The organism is Snodgrassella alvi (assembly GCF_002777425.1).
Classification (GTDB): Bacteria; Pseudomonadota; Gammaproteobacteria; order Burkholderiales; family Neisseriaceae; genus Snodgrassella; species Snodgrassella alvi_B.
The window spans coordinates 58,456-77,769 of the sequence record NZ_MDVC01000107.1 but is presented as its reverse complement, the minus strand read 5'-3'; the positions used below and the strand labels follow the sequence as shown (position 1 = coordinate 77,769).

Sequence of the window (19,314 nt, the reverse complement as noted above, 5' to 3'; positions counted from 1 at the left end):
GTCAGCAAACCCTCTTGAGGCTTCATGAGCACCCGTGCAGTTATCCTGAAAAACATATCCGCCAATCTGTTGCTGCAACTGATAACTGCACTGGGCGGGTTTATCCTGCCACCACTGATCGTCGTAACCTATGGTTCGGCTACCAACGGCATGCTCGCCTCCATCAAACAGTTCATTGCCTACCTCACCCTGCTTGAGGCTGGCATTGGCGCCGCTGCCATCGTTGCCCTCTATCAGGCACTAACTGCCCGCGACAACCAGCTACGCAACCGCATTCTCGCCGCCACCCATCACTTTTACCGCATTTCCGGCAGCCTGTTTGCCATCGCACTACTGGTACTGGCCATCCTGTTTGCCTGGCTTACCCACAACGAAATCAGCGCCAGCCTCACCTTCTACATGGTACTGGTAATGGGTGCGGTCAACATCCTCGACTTCTTCTTTTTCGGCAGCTACCGCGCCCTGCTCACCGCCGACCAGAAAACCTACATCATATCCACCATACAGGCTGGCAGCATCCTCGCCAACATTACCGTCTGCTACTGGCTGATCAGCGCCGGCTACAACATCCTCACCGTACAGATAGCCTCCACCCTGATACAGGCGAGCAAATTCCTGCTGTACCGCCACTATGTCAAACACCACTACCGCAACCTAAACCAGCACTACAACAAACACAACGCCTACCAACTGCAACAAACCTGGGATGCACTCACCCACCAGCTCACCGGCCTGCTTATATTCAGCTCCCCGCTGGTACTGATTACCCTTTTCCTATCACTGAAAGACGCCAGCATTTACGCCGTCTATGCCCTGATTTTTGGCGCCATCAAAATGGCCTTACAGTCCCTGTCGCAGGGCATGCAGGCCATATTCGGCCATAGCCTCACCACCAACCCCGAGCGTACCCGGCACAACTTCTGCCGCTATAACCGCCTCTTTATGTGCTTTCTCGGCTGGGTTTACACCTGCACCGGCCTACTGCTGACACCCTTTATTCAGCTCTATACCCACAACATGACCGATGCCAACTACCACCAGCCACTACTGGCCATCCTGTTTTTACTGGTAGGCATCATCGAAAACAGCCGTATCCCCAGCATGACCATCATCATGGCCGCCGGCCACTACAAGGCCACCAAACCACAGGCACTGCTTGAAGCAGGCCTCAACATCACCTGCTCCCTGTGCTTTATCCAGCTATGGGGCAGCGCCGGCATCCTGCTGGCGGCACTGGTATCTTTCCTTTACCGCAGCAGCGAAATGGTACATTACACCTGCAAGCATATTCTGTCCCTGTCCTACACACGCCCCTACCTGTTATGGCTGGTGGTATTTGCCACCATCAGCATCAGCATCAGCATCGGCTGGCAACCCGTCAGCAGCATCGGCGTACACAACTATCTGGACTGGATTAAACTCAGCTGCATTACCGGCCTGAGCGCCGCCATACCTTTCAGCCTCCTGCTATTTCTTATCTATCGCCGGCCTGCCCAATGATACCCAAACTGATTCACTACTGCTGGTTTGGCCCCCAGCCACTGCCTGCCACCACCCAGCGTTATCTGGATAGCTGGCGCCAGTTTCTGCCCGACTACCAAATCCAGCTGTGGAACGAACACAACTTCGACTATCAGGCCAACCCCTACGCCCGCGCCGCCTACGCCGCCGGCAAATATGCCTTTGTTGCCGACGTCTGCCGCATTCAGGCACTGTATCAGCACGGTGGCATCTATCTGGACACCGACGTACAGATGGTGGCCTCATTCGACCCCTTCCTGCACCATCACTGCTTTACCGGTTTCGAACAGGGCATGAATCCCTACACCCGCCAGCTCACCTGTAACCCGCAGGCCGGCGTCATGGGCTGCGAAGCCGGCAGCACCCTGATGCACGATATCTGGCAGCAATACCAGAACCTCGAATTCAACCCACAGCAGCTCATCACCATCAACCAGCTATTCAAACAGCTCTACCAGCAGCACGGCATTATCCTCAACAACCAGCAGCAGGAAATCCCCGGCTACGTCTGTGTCTACCCCAGCGACTACTTCATGGCCAAAAACGCCTATACCCACGAACTGAACCGCACCGCCAACACCGTCTGCATTCATCACTACGATGGCACATGGCTCAACGACAGCAAATGCATCGACCAGCTCAAACGCCGGCTGCTAAACCTCCTGCGTACCACCCTCGGCGCCCGCAACAGCCAGAAACTCATCGCCCTGCTCAAACGGAAACATTAATGAACACCAACACCGACAATGCCCCGATTGACTTCGTCCTGCCATGGGTAGATGGCAGCGATCCAGCATGGCAGGCCGAAAAAAACCACTACCTGCCCCAGCATAATGGGCGCAGCGATGCCACCAGCAGCAACCGCTATCAGGACTTCGGCACCCTGCGCTACGTACTGCGCTCCATCGAACAAAACTGCCCGTGGTATCACAAAATCTACCTGATTACCGCCAACCAGCGCCCGCACTGGCTGCAAACCAACCATCCCAGAATCGAAATCATCAACCACACACAACTGTTTATCCAGCCGCAGAACCTGCCCGTATTCAACTCATCCGCCATCGAAATGAATCTGGTCAACCTTCAAGGCCTGAGCGAACACTTCGTCTACCTCAACGACGACACCGTTATCCTGCGCCCCACCCCACGCGAACGCCTGTTCCAGCACGGCCTGCCCGTCGACTTCCTCTGTCACGGCTGGCTAAAGCGCAACGCCCTGTTTCGCCGCCTGCGCGGCCAGAATAGCTGGGTAGACGCCCTTAACAACAACATCGCCCTGATTAACCGCATATATAAGCCCGCTACCCTGAACACACAGCACCTTTTCGCCCCCAGCTACAGCCTGCGCGAAAAACTCAGCAACGCCCTGCTTAAATATCTCCACCGCCACTACTTCTGGTTTGCCCACTGGCACCAGCCCCAGCCCTATACCCGCAGCACCCTGCAACAGGTTTACCAGCATTTTCAGCCCGAAATCCTCGCCTGCACCACCAACCGCTTCCGTGCCCGCAACGACCTCACCATCTACCTCAACCGCTACTGGCATCTGGCCAGCGGTGCCTTCATCCCACACAAACACAACGACGGCTTTGTACGCAATATCAGCAACCTAACCGAACTCAACCGCGCCATTGACCACCTGCACCAACACCCCGAAATCCGCTTCGTCTGCCTCAACGATACCTGCAACAACAGCAACGAACTGGCACAGCTCAACGCCGCCCAGAGCGCATTCTACGAACACTACCTGCCCAACCCAGCCTCATTCGAACAAAACAGCAGCCAGCCACCACAACAGCGCGCATAAATGTAAAAAATCAGCACCTAGCCTTAATTTAACTACACAAACCCACCGCGCCAGCCAGCCAGGCGGCACCAGCCAACATTGTTGCGATATAATAAACAAATCTTCACAAACCCCGTGCATACACATCTACTGCGGTCAACATCATGAAAACCCGTCCTTTTTCCGTTTTGCTTTCCCTGTATGCACAGGAACAGCCCGGCTGGCTCAGCGCCTGTCTGGACAGCCTGTGTGCCCAGAGCATACAGGCCGAAGAAATCATCATGGTACTGGATGGCACCATCGGCACCGAACTACAGCACGTACTTAGCCACTACCAAACCCGCCTGCCGCTGAAAATCATCCCCCTGCCACAGCACGTTGGCCTTGGCAACGCCCTCAATGCCGGCTTGCAGCATTGCCGGCACGAATGGATCATGCGCATGGATACCGACGACATCTGCGCACCTGAGCGCTTTGCGCACCAATGGGCATATATCCAGCAACATCCAGAAATTGCCCTGTTCAGCGGCCAGATAGCCGAATTCAGCACCACCCCGGAACACACCAGCGCCGTCAGACAAGTACCCCTTACCGACAGCGCCATCCGCCACTATGCCCAGTGGCGCAACCCCATCAACCACATGGCTGTGGCCTACCGCAAAAGCGCCGTACAGACAGTAGGCGGCTACCAGCACCACCAGTGGATGGAAGACTACAATCTGTGGCTGCGCCTGCTGGCTGCCGGCTATCCGGTTGCCAACCTGCCCGAAACCCTCGTCTACGCCCGTGCCGGCCACAATATGCATGCACGCCGGCGCGGACTGCGCTACCTCTGTAGCGAATGGCAGCTACTACGGCTCAAACGCCGCCTCCACAGCCAGCCCCTGCTAGCTGCCCTAAGCTGCTTTGCCTTGCGCGGCAGCAGCCGCCTGCTGCCCACCAGTCTGCTGGGGCACCTCTACCAACATTTGCGCCTGAACAAATAAACCACACATCATGCGAAAATTACTGTCCTATAAAAGCCGCCTCTTCTTCGGAACCCTGCTGGTTATGCTATTGCCACTGGCCATCATGGAGCCCATCAAAGGCTTCTCGCAGGGGCGTGCCGCCTTCATCACCAGCACCATCCTTGCCGGCATCGCCCACCTGCTCAACACCAAATCCCTGTCCGTATTCAGCAACTTTCCCGGCAGAAAATCCGCCGTCATCGCCCTGCCGCATACCTTCTTCTGGTTTTTCGGCATGTGGATGGCCGCCAAATTCTTCAACCTGCCCTATACCGTGTGGTTCCTGTTTATGGCCGGCTGCCTGTCTCTCTTTTTGTGCGTAGCCTACATCTACTACCGCAACAAATTCATCACCACCTACGCCTACCTGCCTTATGGCCGCGCCCTCAATGCCGACCAGCTACCCAACGTCAACTGGATAAAACTCACCAGTCCCGGTCTGCCCGCAGCCACCACCATCAACGGCATCGTAGCTGACCTGCACGAACCCGAGCTCGACCACCACTGGCAGAAATTCCTTGCCCGCCAAACTCTCGACGGCATGCCCGTTTACAACATCCGTCAGGTAGAAGAATTCCTAACCGGCCGCGTAAAAATCCATCACCTGTACGAAAACGACCTCGGCTCCCTCCTGCCATCGCCTACCTATGTCCTCATCAAACGCCTTACCGACATCCTGCTTATCCTGCTGTCTGCCCCCCTTACCCTGCCGGTAATGCTCATCACCGCCATCGCCATCAAACTCGAAAGCCCCGGTGACATCCTGTTCCGCCAAAACCGCATCGGCCGCGGCGGCCGCGAATTCTGCATCTACAAATTCCGCAGCATGTGCAGCGACTCCGAAAAAAACGGCGCCCAGATGGCGCAACTGGGCGACGCCCGCGTCACCCGCATCGGCCACATCATCCGCAAAACCCGCATCGACGAACTGCCCCAGTTCTGGAATATCCTCAAAGGCGACATGAGCCTTATCGGCCCCCGCCCCGAACAAAAAATCTTTGTCGACCAGTTTATTCAGGAAATCCCCTTCTACGACTACCGCCACATCGTCAAACCCGGCATCTCCGGCTGGGCACAGGTTACCCAAGGCTACGCGGCCGACACCGAACAAACCCAGATAAAAATCGAACACGATTTTTACTACATCAAACACTTCTCCTTCTCACTCGACATCCTCATATTCTTCAAAACCCTCAAAACCATGCTCACCGGCTTCGGCGCACGCTAACCCAGCCATCCCCATACAAAACGCTACCAGTAAAACCTTACCGGTAGCGTTGCAACACACAAACAGAAACCCATAAATCCAACAAAAAGCAAACCACGAACATCAAAACAGCCAAGCAGTAATACTCATAACATCGCTTAATCTTCTGTTTACCACCATTTTCTATAATCTATTCAATTCCTTTAATTACATACCAATCGAAATCTGCCTGCACTGCGCATCCATATACACGTATCAAAAAATAATAATCACATCCATTGCCAAATCCAACATCAATCTATAGCAATTAGCGCATAACATGCCTCAACTAAATCTATGCATAACCAATTATCAAAACCTAATCAAAACCCAAGATTATTCATATACAAATATTTATTCCCCGTATATAACATATCCTAACAATATAATTATTTCACAAACCTTATTTAGTCATTAACAATTATCAAATAACAGAAAACTTAAACACCAAACAATATTCAGCCATTCCCTGAATGTAAATAATATGTTAATTTATCTTTATAAAATAGAGAAAAAGGGCTGCTTATGAAGTCTGGATATAAAAAGATTGTGCTTATCGTGGTGCTGCTGTGGCAGATATTACTGCTTACCGGCTGTGACTATTATTTGAGCGAACAGCCGGAAAAACAATCAGCGCAGCAGGTACCAGAACCATTCCGCAATCAGGATAGTCGTGGGCGTTATGACACCATTGGCAAACTAGGCACTCACTCCATCAGCATCCCCGCGGGCGTGATTGATGGCTGGGCACGTTATATCGGCGATCCGGGCGATTTTGCCGATCCGAAAATCAAAGCCAAATACCAGCGTCCACCTAAAACCTATGATTTACCGATTGAATCATTTGGCTTTCTGTATCGGATTACTGATGGTGATGTCTATACTTCTTTCCGGCAGACACAACAGGATTATCGCCGTGATAATGAAACCCTAATCCCTTATGGCAAACCCTTTCCGTGGGCAAGCGTAAGTGTCTATGGCCAATATGATGCTGCGCCGTTGAATTTTAACTTCACTGTTCAGAATGAATTCAAATTGGCAAAAGAAATCACCTATTTTGATTATATCCTGCAGGAACAACCGCTGTATGGCTTAACCGTATATAAAGCCAATAATGGCATTAATCCGGAAACCGGCGAACCATGGAAATCTGATGCCAATGCCAAGGATATTTTGCTCAAAAAAGATCAGGCTGGCAATATTAAAACCTATATCCAGTGTGAATTTACCCAGCATAAAAATTTTTGTAGCCATATGTTTTATAACGATGACTGGCATATCCAAATATGGATTAGTTATAACCGTGTTTATCTGCCACAGTGGCAGGAGATGGAGAGTAATATTATCAAAATACTGGATAGCTGGCGGGTAAGCCCAGAAGGCAAGCTGCTGGGCAAACAGATTGGTAAGGCCTAGTTTTTGGTAGTGGTACAACTGATTAATTATCGCAAGGAGATTACTATGTTTGAAGCACAAAAAGTATCAGTAAATGAAATTAGGGCATGGCGAGAACAAATTGAAAATGGCGATTTGTCCGATGCTGGGGAAATGTATCAGCAACTGGCCAAACGTGGCTATCATTATGCCAAATGGGCGTACGGGGTAGCATCCGCAGATACCATTACCGGCAATGGCGCACTGGAATTTATGCAGGCGGTGGCGAAAGAACATCACCATATTTTAACGGACGACGAAACCAATAAGATTCGCTGCGCTGGTTGAACTTAGCGCAATGTAAATATTTATTAATATATCCGATATACATGAATACTGAATTGTTGTTTAACATTTAATTTAAAACAATAAAATTTTTAAAATCGCATTCTTTTTCTTTTCTTTTCGTAAAATTTATGTTAATTTTTACTCTATAAAATAGAGCAACAGGGCTGCTTATGAAGTCTGGATGCAAAAAGATTGTGCTTATCGTGGTGCTGCTGTGGCAGATGTTGCTACTTGCCGGCTGTGACTATTATTTGAGCGAACAGCCGGAAAAACAATCAGCGCAGCAGGTACCAGAACCATTCCGCAATCAGGATAGTCGTGGGCGTTATGACACCATTGGCAAACTCGGCACTCACTCCATCAGTATCCCCGCAGGCGTGATTGATGGCTGGGCACGTTATGTTGGCGATCCGGGCGATTTTGCCGATCCGAAAATCAAAGCCAAATACCAGCGTCCACCTAAAACCTATGATTTACCAATTGAATCATTTGGCTTTCTGTATCGGATTACTGATGGTGATGTCTATACTTCTTTCCGGCAGACACAACAGGATTATCGCCGCGATAATGAAACCTTAATCCCTTATGGCAAACCCTTTCCGTGGGCAAGCGTAAGTGTCTATGGCCAATATGATGCTGCTGCACCATTGAATTTTAACTTCACTGTTCAGAATGAATTCAAATTGGCGAAAGACATCACCCATTTTGACTATATCCAGCAGGAACAACCGCTGTATAACTTAACCTTATATCGGGCCAATAATGGTATTGATCCGGAAACCGGCGAACCATGGAAATGGGATGACAATGCCAAAGATATTTTTATCAAAAAAGATCAGGCCGGCAATATTAAAACCTATATCAAGTGTCAATTTACTCATCATATCAATTCTTGTAGTCATATGTTTTATAACGATAGATGGCATATCCAAGTATGGATTAGTTATAGCCGTACTTATCTGCCACAATGGCAGGAGATGGAGGGCAATATTATTAAAATACTGGATAGCTGGCGGGTAAGCAGGGAAGGCAAGCTGCTGGGCAAACAGATTGGTAAAGCTTAGTTTTTGGTAGCAGTAGAACTGTTGATTATTTTCAAGGAGAACAGTATGTTAGAAGCAAAAAAAGTAAGTAGAAGTGAAATTCAGGCATGGCGTGAGCAAATATTAAATGGTGATTTGAACGATGTTGGCGAGGTGTATCTGCAACTGGCCAAACGTGGCTATCATTATGCTCAATGGGCGTATGGGGTAGCATCGGCGGATACCATTACCGGTAATGGCGCATTGGAATTTATGCAGGCAGTGGCGGAAGAACATCATCATATTTTAATGGCCGATGAAACCAATATGATTCGCTGCGCTGGTTGAGCTTAGTGCAATGTAAATATTTATTAATATATTCCATATACACCAATACTAAACTACTGCTTAACATTTAATTTAAAACAATAAAAATTTTAAAATCGCATTCTTTTTCTTTTATTTTGGTAAAATTTCTGTTAATTTTTACTCTATAAATAGAGCAACAGGGCTGCTTATGAAGTCTGGATGCAAAAAGATTGTGCTTATCGCGGTGCTGCTGTGGCAGGTATTGCTGCTTACCGGCTGTGACTATTATTTGAGCGAACAGCCAGCACAGCAGGTACCCGTACCATTCTATAACCGTGATAGCCGTGGCCGCGCCGATACCATTGGTAAGCTGGGTACTCACTCTATCAGCATCCCCGCTGGTGTGATTGATGGCTGGGCACGTTATATGGGTGATCCGGGCGATTTTGCCGATCCGAAAATCAAAGCCAAATACCAGCGTCCGCCAGAATCTTACGATTTGCCGATTGAATCATTTGGCTTTCTGTATCGGATTACTGATGGCGATATTTATACCTCTTTTCGGCAGACACAACAGGATTATCGCCGCGATAATGAAACCTTAATCCCATATGGCAAACCTTTTCCGTGGGCGAGCGTAAGTGTCTATGGTCAATATGATGCTACTGCGCCGTTGAATTTTAACTTCACAGTTCAGAATGAATTCAAATTGGCGAAAGAAATCACCTATTTTGATTATATCCAGCAGCCACAACCGCTGTATGGCCTAACCGTATATCGGGCAAATAATGGTATTGATCCAAAAACCGGCGAGCCGTGGAAATGGGATGACAATGCCAAGGATATTTTTATCAAAAAAGATCAGGCCGGCAATATTAAAACCTATATCAAGTGTGAATTTACCCATCATATAGATTCCTGTGACCATATGTTTTATAACGATGACTGGCATATCCAAGTATGGATTAGTTACAGCCGTACTTATCTGCCACAGTGGCAGGAGATGGAGAATAATATTATCAAAATACTGGATAGCTGGCGCGTAAGCCGGGAGGGCAAGCTGCTGGGCAAACAGATTGGTAAAGCTTAGTTTTTGGTAGCAGTAGAACTGTTGATTATTTCTAGGGAGATAAATATGTTAGAAGCGCAAAAAGTATCGGCAGCTGAAATCAAGGCATGGCGTGAGCAAATATTAAATGGGGATTTATCCGATGTTGGTGAAGTGTATCAGCAACTGGCCAAACGTGGCTATCATTATGCTAAATGGGCGTATGGGGTAGCATCGGCAGATACCATTACCGGTAATGGCGCGCTGGAATTTATGCAGGCGGTGGCAGAAGAACATCATCATGTTTTGACTACCGATGAAACCAATAAGATTCGCCGCGGCATGGCCTTGGGTTATCTGGCTATGCTAGAGAAAAAGGCCGGTTCGGGTAGTGTCAGTCAGGATATTACTTATCAACAAATGAAAGAATTTCATATTAAGGTATTTAAAGATAATAATGTTGATATTAATTACTGGACGCTGTATGAGCCGATGCGCATTATCGAACAGTATGCGTCGGGGAAACTCATTGGTGGGCGCGAAATCAAAGGCGAACAGGTTGTCGAACGAGAGTGGGAAGCTATGTGGGCAACCGAAGGCACCAATGTCGATAGCTGGACGATGAGCTTTGGATTATCTGAAATCATGAGAGATGCTCATAATGGGTATATTTATATTGATAAACTAACTGGTAAACCTAAATCCTCTGCTGCGATAGAGCTAATGGCAGCGAGTTTGGGTCTGGTTGGGGGAATGCTGCTTCGGAGTTGCTATAAAAAAGTGCCAATTTCCAGCGCTGATCAGGCACTGGCGAAAAAGTGGATAGATAATACTAGCAGATTTGCCCCGCTAAAGGATTATTGGCAAGAATTTGGTAAAGAAGGTATGGAAAACTTATGGTACAAGGACTATGGTTCTCCATACGATCGGGCAATTGGGCGATATTTTACCAATCAGCAGAGTTCAGATGCAGAATTAGAGCAGTTGAAATATAACTGGGACGTAGCTGGCGGCAAGGCGGTAACACAATGGATTATGGCAGCAATATTAAATACTAATAGCATTAATTCATCCAATCCGCGGATTAATAGCATTAATTACGATAATTTTGCTGATAAAGGGATGGGTTTTGTCTTTGATCCGGTGAATGGTCATCGCAATGAAATTGCCGGGAAGCCGGGCAAGTTTGAATTTAAATACCAGCTGGCATTTATTGATGAGCTGCCGGAAAAATTATTAACGCAGTTGCAGGCATGGGAAAAACAAGGCAATCAACAAATGGTATCGCTGTATCTGAATGCACTGATGCAGCTTAATCCGGTAGTAGTATTGAATCCGGATAAGATGCCAACGGCGCGGAAAATTGATGATGTAGGCGAAGACTGGATTAAGGTGCGCACCTGGATGATTCAGGAAATGCGCCTTGCTCAGGCAGATGAATATAATCAGGTGTTAAGTGATAAATTTAATGAACATGACGGTGTTGCTTTTTCTAGGCGCCCGAGCTATCTGCAACAAAAATCGATAATAGAATCGATTCGTAAGCAATACGGCTTCGGCGCCGAAGATGCGATTGTATTTCGTGATGAGCAAACCGGGCAAAGCTGGAGTACCGATGCCAATGCTGGTGATGACGCCCATCAGGTGGTGATGCTGGGCAATGGCACTACTAAAGTAGTGGGCGGCAAGCAGGCGGATGTGATTTTTGGTGGCAAGGGCAATGATGATATCTCTGGCGGTGACGGTGATGATTATCTGTTTGGCGGCGCCGGCAATGATACGCTCAGGGGCGGTAAAGGCAATGATATTCTGGTAGGCGGTGTTGGCGCAGACAAGTATTATTTCAATAGCGGCGATGGCAAGGATAAGATTTATGATTCTGACGGCAAAGGCAGTATCTATCTTAATAACCAACTGCTTTCAAAACTCAAATGGACAGCAAAAGAAAATAATGTCTGGATTTCATCCGATGAGAAATGGCGTATAAGTGTGGATAAAATCACTGGCGACCTGGTGATTCAATCGCAGGAAAACAAAAATGATATTTTAACCATTGTCGGCTGGGAGCAAATGAGTGGCGGCAAGCTTGGTATCAGGCTGCCCAAATTCAAGGATAGTAACAATAACAATAATAAAATCAATAAAATTGTTGGCGACTGGCGCACAAAAATTATTCATGAAGAAGGCCACTTTGATTTAGACAAGAGTTTCGCCGGCCAATATTACTGGGGCTGGAAAAATCGCAATGCCAAAGGTGCGATTATTGGTGGTGTGATAGAAAAAGGCTTTGAAGATGTGATTAAGGGCACAGACGGTGCCGATGAGATTAATGGCCTCGATGGCGGCGATGCGATTGACGGCATGGGCGGTAACGATATTATTCTGGGCGGCGATGGCACGGATTTACTTGCCGGAGGTGGCGGCTCCGACATCATCAAAGGCGGTGCCGGTGATGATTTTATCTGGGCTAATCATCATTTAACTATTGGTAATCGTGTCCGCCCGGATGAGCGCTGGACGATGCCGGCTTCCGGTAAAAAACTAATTTATGCCGGCCCAAACTGGGGCATATATATTAATCGGGATGGCGTCCGGATATTTGATGGTATTAGTGGAAGAAGTGATGATGCTGCGGATGGGGGTGGAGACTATTTATATGGTGGTGATGGCAATGACCATATTGTAGGCGGTAATCTGAATGATTATATTGAAGGTGATTCAGTGGCTCCGGGCAGCACGGAACAGGGTGACGATATCATCTATGGTATGGCTGGCAATGATTATATTGTAGGAGGCAAAGGAAATGATTTTTTATATGGCGATGGTATTACAACGCCAGGCTACCTAACCTCGCTGGCGGGTGCCTTACATGGGGATGACTATATTGATGGCGGCGACGGCAATGATGAGATAGTTGGCGGTGGTGGTAATGATGTGATTATTGGCGGCGATGGAGATGACCGCCTGTTTGGCGATGATGGCATTTATGAAACAGGAAAAATGCTGGACGCTAAATATCATGGCAATGACACTATTTATGGCGGTGCCGGTAATGACAAAATTATTGGCGGTGGTGGTGATGATTATCTCTATGGTGGTGATGACGACGATATAATCTGGGGTGATGATTCAGACCCCAAAGGCCGCCATCCGGAGCTTAATGGCAACGATCATATTTGGGGCGATGCCGGCAATGATATTCTCGATGGTGGCTATGGCGATGATGTGATTCATGGCGGTGATGATAATGACAAAATTTATGGTGGCGCCGGCAATGATGAACTGTATGGCGACGCTGGCGATGACGAAATTTATGGTGACTGGTTAGATAAAGATATTACCGAACATGGTAATGATTTCATCGACGGCGGCACCGGCAATGATAAGCTGGCTGGCGGTGGTGGTGATGACTGGATTATCGGTGGTGATGGCGATGATATGCTATGGGGTGATGATGGTCGTGAAGGCCATGAGCTAAATACCACCATGGCGGGGAATGATTATCTTTCCGGCGGCGCTGGCAATGACATGATTTTTGGCGGCTATGGCGATGATACACTGGATGGCGGCATCGGCGATGACATTCTCTTTGGTGGTGGTGGCCGCGATACCATTTATGGTGGCGATGGTGATGACCAGATATTCGGTGATTTCAATTCTGGTGTCGGTATGGATATTGTGGCTACAGACAATAGCTATAACGATACTATTTACGCTGGTAACGGTAATGATCTGGTGGTGGGGCAGCTGGGTGATGACCTGATTTATGGTGGTGCGGGTAATGATAAATTATTCGGCGATCTGGGCTGGAAGAATCCGAAAGAAAACCGGCCGCAGGATAATGGTAATGACACCATCTATGGCGAAGAAGGTGATGATTATATAGATGGTGGCTATGGCAATGATTACCTTGATGGTGGTACCGGCAACGACACCGTTTTTGGCGGTGGCGGCAATGATGTGCTCTATGGCGGGGAGGGCAATGATTTCCTCAGCGGCGGTAATGCGATGAATATGAATGATACGGATACGGCCGGTGGTAATGATGTGATTTATGGCGGCGCCGGCAATGATACGATACTTGGCGGCGAAGGCAATGATCTGCTGCAAGGCGATGAAGGAAATGATTACCTCAGTGGCGGTAATGGTAACGACCGGCTTTACGGCGGCGACGGGCGTGACTGGCTGCTGGGCGGCAAAGGCAATGATTATCTGAATGGTGGTACAGGTGATGATTACTTTGTATTCAAGAGTGGTGACGGCGTTACCACAATTGAGGATTACAGTGGGCAGTCGATAGTGATTGTGGATGTGCCACTGGATAATCTGTCCATCAGTACTTACGAAAAAGGCATTAAGGTAACCAATGGAGTTAATGGGGATGTAATCTATCTGGTTGGCTATTATCTGGATGGACGTGCCAACAGCCTGGATATGAATAATTTATTATTTGCCCAGCCTAATGGTGGTAATTCTTATATAACGCGCTCCTTAAAGCAGCTGACTGATAACATACAGCATCATAATGCCGCCAAGTATGACCGCATTATTGAAGGCAATGATAGGGATAATGAGCTTTTTGGTACGGCCGGCAAGGATTTGATGTATGGCTATGGCGGTAATGATATTTTACATGGCTATGGCGGCAATGATTTGCTTGATGGCGGCGACGGCAATGATATTCTGTATGGCGGTGCCGGAGATGATCAGTTATTTGGTGGTGCTGGCATGGATATTCTGGAAGGAGGCAGCGGTAATGATTTGCTGGTTGGCGGTAGCTGGCAGCGGGATCGTTATGTATTCCGAGCCGGTTATGGATACGATGAGGTGATTGATCAGGCGGCAAATGAATCGCAGGGCGATATTCTGGATTTTGTCGACTACCGTAGTGATGAGTTGCGACTAAGCCGCAATGGGGATGACCTGCTTATCGGCCATATTGGTTCACATGATCAGGTACGGCTGGATAACTGGTTTGCGGATGCGTCGTACCGGCAGTATCAGATTCATACTGCGGATGGTATGCACTATACAGCCGCACAGGTACAGCAATTGGTAGGAGCAATGGCTACTTTCTCCAGTGGCAGCAGTGAAGGCCGGATATGGGCGGCGGATGAGGTGAAGCAGTTTGCACCGCCGAATATTCTTGCGGCCAACTGTGGTTAAGCCAAAAGCACTGTAGTACAGACAAGCCTGCAAATATAATTTGCAGGCTTTTTATTGTGGATAAAGATAGCTGATGCTAAGCCATAATAAATATTATTTCCCTCAGCCCCGAAATTTTCAGGTAGCCATAAAACATTCCGATTCAATACCGACAGGCTATGAATATATTTTGTACTCTGTCGTGATATATAACATCTGCTACTTAGGCTAATAAATAATATTTCTCTGGCAGATGATATTAAATTCCTATATCTGGTAGTTTGATTAATAAAACTAATGCCAGGGTTTTAAAATCAAGCAGTACGGGGAGCAATGGAATTGTTTCTAGGCTGATTATCTATACTGCTGATATCATTTGCTATTACAAGACAAAACCACTGCCGGCATGAATTTAGTGGTTTGCTATTTGGCTAAATTCAGACAATCATCAGTTGAGGATTACCTGAATCAAGCAACCACATAAACCAGCAGATTAGTTAAGGAATAGTTTTTGCTGTAATTGCACTGCACAATCTCGAGCAATCTGTTTACATTCATCAGCTTCTGCTTGTAAAAATAATTTATCTGTACGCTGTTCAAATTCCGCTAAATTACCTACCAGAGTATTTCCGCCTACAATTTTGATTTCTCCTTGTAAATAGACTGCAAAAATTGTTGCTTTTACTGAAGGACAATTTTTATAAACTATGTTTTTTATTTTTTTAGGATTTAATTCGATACAGCCAAACGCCAAATCTTCAGGCAAAGTAGTGATTTTAGTATGTCGGATATCTAAAGTATTCTTCACAGATAAATTTTTAGGAAGTCTTTTAATTTTTGTATTATTTAAAATTAAATCGCCATTTAACTTTAAATTATCCGGTAATTTTTTAATATTGGAATAGCTAAGCCAAAGATCACCTTCTACTTTTAAATCAGACGGCAAAGTTTTGATGCTGGTATTGCTTAAATACAATGTATTTTTTACAAATAGATTTTTAGGAAGCTTTTTAATTTTTGTGTTATATAAATCCAGCGTTCCGTTTACTTTTAAATTATCCGGGATTTTTCTAACCTTGCTATTATATAAGTCTAAATCGCTACTAATATGTAAATTATCCGGTAATTTTTCAAGTTTGGTTGAGCTAAAGTTGAGCTTACCCTCAACTTTTAAATTTTCAGGCAATTTTTTGATTCTGGTGCGGCTCATATCAAGATCACCACCTACCATCAAATTATCCGGTAATTTTTTAATAGCTGCATAGCGTAATGTTAAATCCCCTTTCAGACAGAGATTATCCGGCAGTTTTTTTAATTTGGAATAATCCAGATATAAACTGTTTTTTTCTTCTGTATTGGCAGGCAATTGCTTTATCTTAGCGTATTCTAAACCTAGGCTGGTGCATTGCACATTTGAATGCTTTAATAATTTTTTGACATTAGTGCCGCGTAATCCCAAATATCCGTTTACAATTAAATTATCTGGCAACTTTTTTATTTTTGAAAAACCTAAATCCAGATAGCTGTTGACGGTTAAATTATCGGGTAGCTTTCTAATTTTAGAACCGCCTAAAGCAATGCCATTTGCCACAGTTAAATCATCTGGTAATTTTTTTATTCTGGTACCGCATAGTTCCAATTCACCGCCTACTTTTAAATTGCTTGGCAATTTTCTGATTCGGGTATTACTCAACTCTAAATCACCAGCAATAACCAGATTATCTGGTAATATTTTAATTTTAGAATCATTCAGTCTGAGACTACCCGCTACATTTAGATTTTTAGGTAATTTTTTAATTCGGGTACGATCAAGATTCAGATCCCCCTGCACGTTTAGATTGTTAGGCAATCTGTCTATCTTAGTATCTGACAGATCCAGTTTACCATCTACATGTAATTTTTCCGGTAAATATAAAAGATGCGAATCGCCCAAATCCAAATCTCCTTTTACAATAAGGTTGGCTGGTAAGGATTTAATATGGGTTCCCTCTAAATTCAAATCGCCATTTACAGTTAGGTTATCCGGTAATGAGGCAATTCTGGTCTTCAGTAAATCTATAGAGCCTTTTACATTTAAATTAGCAGGTAATGCCTTGATTTTGGTACCGCGCACGCATAATCTACCATTTACTGTTAAATTATCTGGCAATTTTTTTATCTTTGTTACTTTTAGATCGAGATCGCCATTAACAATGAGATTATCCGGTAAGACTTCAATTCTCATCCCTGTCAGATCAAGATTTTCAAATATTGTTACTGTATTATCTTCAATAGAATATTTAATCTCACGTGTGTCGAGAAATGCGATAAATTGTTCCATAACTTAGTTTTCTGTGTTTTTAACTTAGGTTATTAATAAAAATTAAGCCGATTTAATGCGCTAAAATCCGGGGTATTTATGGATGATTATTTTTCGGCTACTAAAGCTTATATCAAGCTGAATGATTAAATTCTAAAATAAATAACACATAACAATGCTAATTAGATATTTATGTATATTTTCAGGCTGTTTATCTATACTGCTAACAACATTAATATTACGATACACAATTTTTGCCAGCCTGAATTTAGTGGTTTACTATTTGGCTAAATTCAGGCAACCATCAATTGATGATTACCTGAATCAAACAATCACATAGACCAGCAGATATTATTTAACAGATAGTTTTTGCTGCAACTGCGCGACACAATCTCTTGCTGCCTGTTTAAGTTCACTGGCTTCTGGATTAATAAATTCTTTGTTGGCATACTGTTCGAATTGTTCCAGATTGCCAATGAGGAATTCATTCATAAAAATTTTAAATTCTTCATGCAGATAGGCAGCAAAAATCGCTTTCTTTCTGGAAGTACAGTTTTTTCTGTAGGCAATGTTTTTTATCTTGTTAAGGCTCAGACTCAGCCATCTGACATCCAGATTTTCAGGCAGAGATCTGATGGCGGTATTTTTTAGATTTATGCCATGACTAAGTTTCAAATTATTCGGCAATTTACTGATTTTAGTGTCATTCAGTAACATGCATTTTCCTACTTTCAAACCTGCTGGCAAAGATTTAATTTTGGTTTTGCTTATATCCAGTGTATCACCTACATATAGATTGTCTGGCAGTTTTTTTATTTTGCTGTCACTTATTCTTAAATCAGTTTCTATGCGCAGATTAACAGGTAAATTTCTGATTTTAGTACCAGTTAAAACCAGTTTGTTTATTTCTTGCAGATTTTCCGGTAGCCTGTCAATTGGGGAAAAACTTAAATCCAGTCCATTTTTAACATTGAAATTTTTGGGTAATTTTTTAATTCTGGTACATTGCAAGTTAAGGGTACCGCCAACGCTAAGGTTTTTAGGCAGCTTTTTAATATCTGTGCTTTCAAGATATAGCTCCCCGCCTACACTTAAATTTTTCGGCAATTTTTTAATTTCAGAAAATTCCAGATTTAAACTATCTTTTATTTTCAGATTATCTGGAAGTTTCTTTATTTTGCCACAGGAGATATCTAAACTATCAAATCTGCCATTAAAATTTTTCAACATTTGATAGATTTTTGTGCCGGACAATGACAGCCAGCCGTTTACTGTAAGATTTACCGGTAATCTTTTAATCCATGTGGCATTCAGATTTAAATCTCCATTGATAGTTAAATTAGGCGGCAATTCTTCAATACCAGTATTGCATAAATCTAAACTACCTTTGACAACTAAATCATCAGGAAATTCTTTTATTTTGGTACTACGAAGATCCAAGCTACCGGCCACATTGAGATTTGCCGGAAGTACTTTAATTTGCGTACTGCTTAAATCCAGATCACCATGTACATATAAATCATCAGGTAAAATATCGATTGGACAGTTTTTCAGACATATGCTACCTTTTATATTGAATTTTTCTGGTAGTTTGGTAATGACGGTTTCTGAAGCGTCAAAATCGCCCATTACCGTTAAATTTTCTGGTAATACATCAATTCTAGTATGAAATATATGCAAGTAACCATTGATAGTTAAATTTTCTGGTAATACATCAATAGGTGTATAACTTAAATTCAAACTACCGCCAATTTTTAAATCTGCCGGTAGTGCTTTAATTTGTGTAGATATCAAATATAACCCCCCTTGTACAATCAAATTATTGGGCAGTTTTTCTATTTTGTTGCCATACAAATCCAAATCACCATAAACTGTTAAATTATCAGGTAATTTTTCCAGACCGATTTGTCTTAAATTTAGATTTTCAAGTACACTGATAGTGCGATTTGCAACAGTATATTTAATTTGTTTTTGATCTAATATTTCAATAAATTTTTCCATTTGTCTAAATCTGTGTAGTTATAAACATTAATAAAATATGATATAGGGACTTATTCAGATTAGTTATGCATATGTAATATGCATTGAGTCAATGATATTTATGCAAAACTAATTTGATAAGTATGTTAAATAAATATAATCTGTAATCAGATAGCACACAATTTTGTGTGTTTTTCTTCAAAAAAATAATTTTTATTTATTTGAAGAA

The 19,314-nt window shown here is 44.6% G+C and carries 13 protein-coding genes; 11 read left to right on the top strand and 2 right to left on the bottom strand.

What is annotated here, in order from left to right:
* Window positions 1–24: 24 nt before the first annotated feature.
* From BGI33_RS10475 to BGI33_RS13890, 11 genes are all read left to right on the top strand, one after another.
* Window positions 25–1,500, top strand: a complete 1,476-nt coding sequence (locus tag BGI33_RS10475) for a lipopolysaccharide biosynthesis protein (RefSeq protein ID WP_100091125.1) — start codon at window positions 25–27, stop codon at window positions 1,498–1,500.
* Window positions 1,497–2,249 carry a glycosyltransferase family 32 protein gene (locus BGI33_RS10470; protein ID WP_100091124.1) on the top strand — a complete coding sequence of 251 codons (753 nt, stop codon included), beginning with the start codon at window positions 1,497–1,499 and terminating at the stop codon, window positions 2,247–2,249. Before BGI33_RS10475 ends, BGI33_RS10470 begins: the two co-directional genes overlap by 4 nt.
* Complete coding sequence (locus BGI33_RS10465) at window positions 2,249–3,328, top strand: stealth family protein (RefSeq protein ID WP_180296995.1); 1,080 nt, start codon at window positions 2,249–2,251, stop codon at window positions 3,326–3,328. The genes BGI33_RS10470 and BGI33_RS10465 overlap by 1 nt, the downstream gene beginning before the upstream one ends.
* A gap of 143 nt (window positions 3,329–3,471) precedes the next feature.
* Entirely contained in the window at window positions 3,472–4,293 is an 822-nt protein-coding gene (locus tag BGI33_RS10460) for a glycosyltransferase (RefSeq protein WP_100091122.1), read from the top strand.
* Between the two features lie 10 nt (window positions 4,294–4,303).
* On the top strand, window positions 4,304–5,542 hold the full coding sequence (locus BGI33_RS10455) for an exopolysaccharide biosynthesis polyprenyl glycosylphosphotransferase (protein ID WP_257378958.1): 1,239 nt from the start codon (window positions 4,304–4,306) through the stop codon (window positions 5,540–5,542).
* 543 nt (window positions 5,543–6,085) lie between these two features.
* Window positions 6,086–6,976, top strand: coding sequence for a hypothetical protein (locus BGI33_RS10450; RefSeq protein ID WP_100114490.1), 891 nt, complete (start codon window positions 6,086–6,088; stop codon window positions 6,974–6,976).
* Window positions 6,977–7,021: 45 nt separating this feature from the next.
* On the top strand, window positions 7,022–7,282 hold the full coding sequence (locus tag BGI33_RS10445; RefSeq protein WP_100091119.1) for a hypothetical protein: 261 nt from the start codon (window positions 7,022–7,024) through the stop codon (window positions 7,280–7,282).
* 170 nt (window positions 7,283–7,452) lie between these two features.
* On the top strand, window positions 7,453–8,346 hold the full coding sequence (locus tag BGI33_RS10440) for a hypothetical protein (protein ID WP_100091118.1): 894 nt from the start codon (window positions 7,453–7,455) through the stop codon (window positions 8,344–8,346).
* Window positions 8,347–8,391: 45 nt separating this feature from the next.
* On the top strand, window positions 8,392–8,652 hold the full coding sequence (locus BGI33_RS10435) for a hypothetical protein (RefSeq protein ID WP_100091117.1): 261 nt from the start codon (window positions 8,392–8,394) through the stop codon (window positions 8,650–8,652).
* Window positions 8,653–8,821: 169 nt separating this feature from the next.
* Window positions 8,822–9,703 carry a hypothetical protein gene (locus BGI33_RS10430; RefSeq protein WP_100091116.1) on the top strand — a complete coding sequence of 294 codons (882 nt, stop codon included), beginning with the start codon at window positions 8,822–8,824 and terminating at the stop codon, window positions 9,701–9,703.
* Between the two features lie 45 nt (window positions 9,704–9,748).
* Window positions 9,749–14,827, top strand: coding sequence for a calcium-binding protein (locus tag BGI33_RS13890; RefSeq protein ID WP_100091115.1), 5,079 nt, complete (start codon window positions 9,749–9,751; stop codon window positions 14,825–14,827).
* Window positions 14,828–15,299: 472 nt separating this feature from the next.
* On the opposite strand, the gene BGI33_RS10420 is transcribed toward BGI33_RS13890, so the two are convergent.
* Entirely contained in the window at window positions 15,300–17,126 is a 1,827-nt protein-coding gene (locus BGI33_RS10420) for a hypothetical protein (protein ID WP_100091114.1), read from the bottom strand.
* Window positions 17,127–17,456: 330 nt separating this feature from the next.
* Window positions 17,457–19,106 (bottom strand): hypothetical protein, encoded by a 1,650-nt coding sequence (locus BGI33_RS10415; protein ID WP_100091113.1) that lies wholly within the window; start codon window positions 19,104–19,106, stop codon window positions 17,457–17,459.
* Window positions 19,107–19,314: the final 208 nt, after the last annotated feature.

What these genes read in the sequence shown, in the direction of transcription:
- BGI33_RS10475 (WP_100091125.1), top strand. Translation starts at nt 25, where the DNA reads ATGAGCACCCGTGCAGTTATCCTGAAAAACATATCCGCCAATCTGTTG.
- BGI33_RS10470 (WP_100091124.1), top strand. Translation starts at nt 1,497, where the DNA reads ATGATACCCAAACTGATTCACTACTGCTGGTTTGGCCCCCAGCCACTG.
- BGI33_RS10465 (WP_180296995.1), top strand. Translation starts at nt 2,249, where the DNA reads ATGAACACCAACACCGACAATGCCCCGATTGACTTCGTCCTGCCATGG.
- BGI33_RS10460 (WP_100091122.1), top strand. Translation starts at nt 3,472, where the DNA reads ATGAAAACCCGTCCTTTTTCCGTTTTGCTTTCCCTGTATGCACAGGAA.
- BGI33_RS10455 (WP_257378958.1), top strand. Translation starts at nt 4,304, where the DNA reads ATGCGAAAATTACTGTCCTATAAAAGCCGCCTCTTCTTCGGAACCCTG.
- BGI33_RS10450 (WP_100114490.1), top strand. Translation starts at nt 6,086, where the DNA reads ATGAAGTCTGGATATAAAAAGATTGTGCTTATCGTGGTGCTGCTGTGG.
- BGI33_RS10445 (WP_100091119.1), top strand. Translation starts at nt 7,022, where the DNA reads ATGTTTGAAGCACAAAAAGTATCAGTAAATGAAATTAGGGCATGGCGA.
- BGI33_RS10440 (WP_100091118.1), top strand. Translation starts at nt 7,453, where the DNA reads ATGAAGTCTGGATGCAAAAAGATTGTGCTTATCGTGGTGCTGCTGTGG.
- BGI33_RS10435 (WP_100091117.1), top strand. Translation starts at nt 8,392, where the DNA reads ATGTTAGAAGCAAAAAAAGTAAGTAGAAGTGAAATTCAGGCATGGCGT.
- BGI33_RS10430 (WP_100091116.1), top strand. Translation starts at nt 8,822, where the DNA reads ATGAAGTCTGGATGCAAAAAGATTGTGCTTATCGCGGTGCTGCTGTGG.
- BGI33_RS13890 (WP_100091115.1), top strand. Translation starts at nt 9,749, where the DNA reads ATGTTAGAAGCGCAAAAAGTATCGGCAGCTGAAATCAAGGCATGGCGT.
- BGI33_RS10420 (WP_100091114.1), bottom strand. Translation starts at nt 17,126, where the DNA reads ATGGAACAATTTATCGCATTTCTCGACACACGTGAGATTAAATATTCT.
- BGI33_RS10415 (WP_100091113.1), bottom strand. Translation starts at nt 19,106, where the DNA reads ATGGAAAAATTTATTGAAATATTAGATCAAAAACAAATTAAATATACT.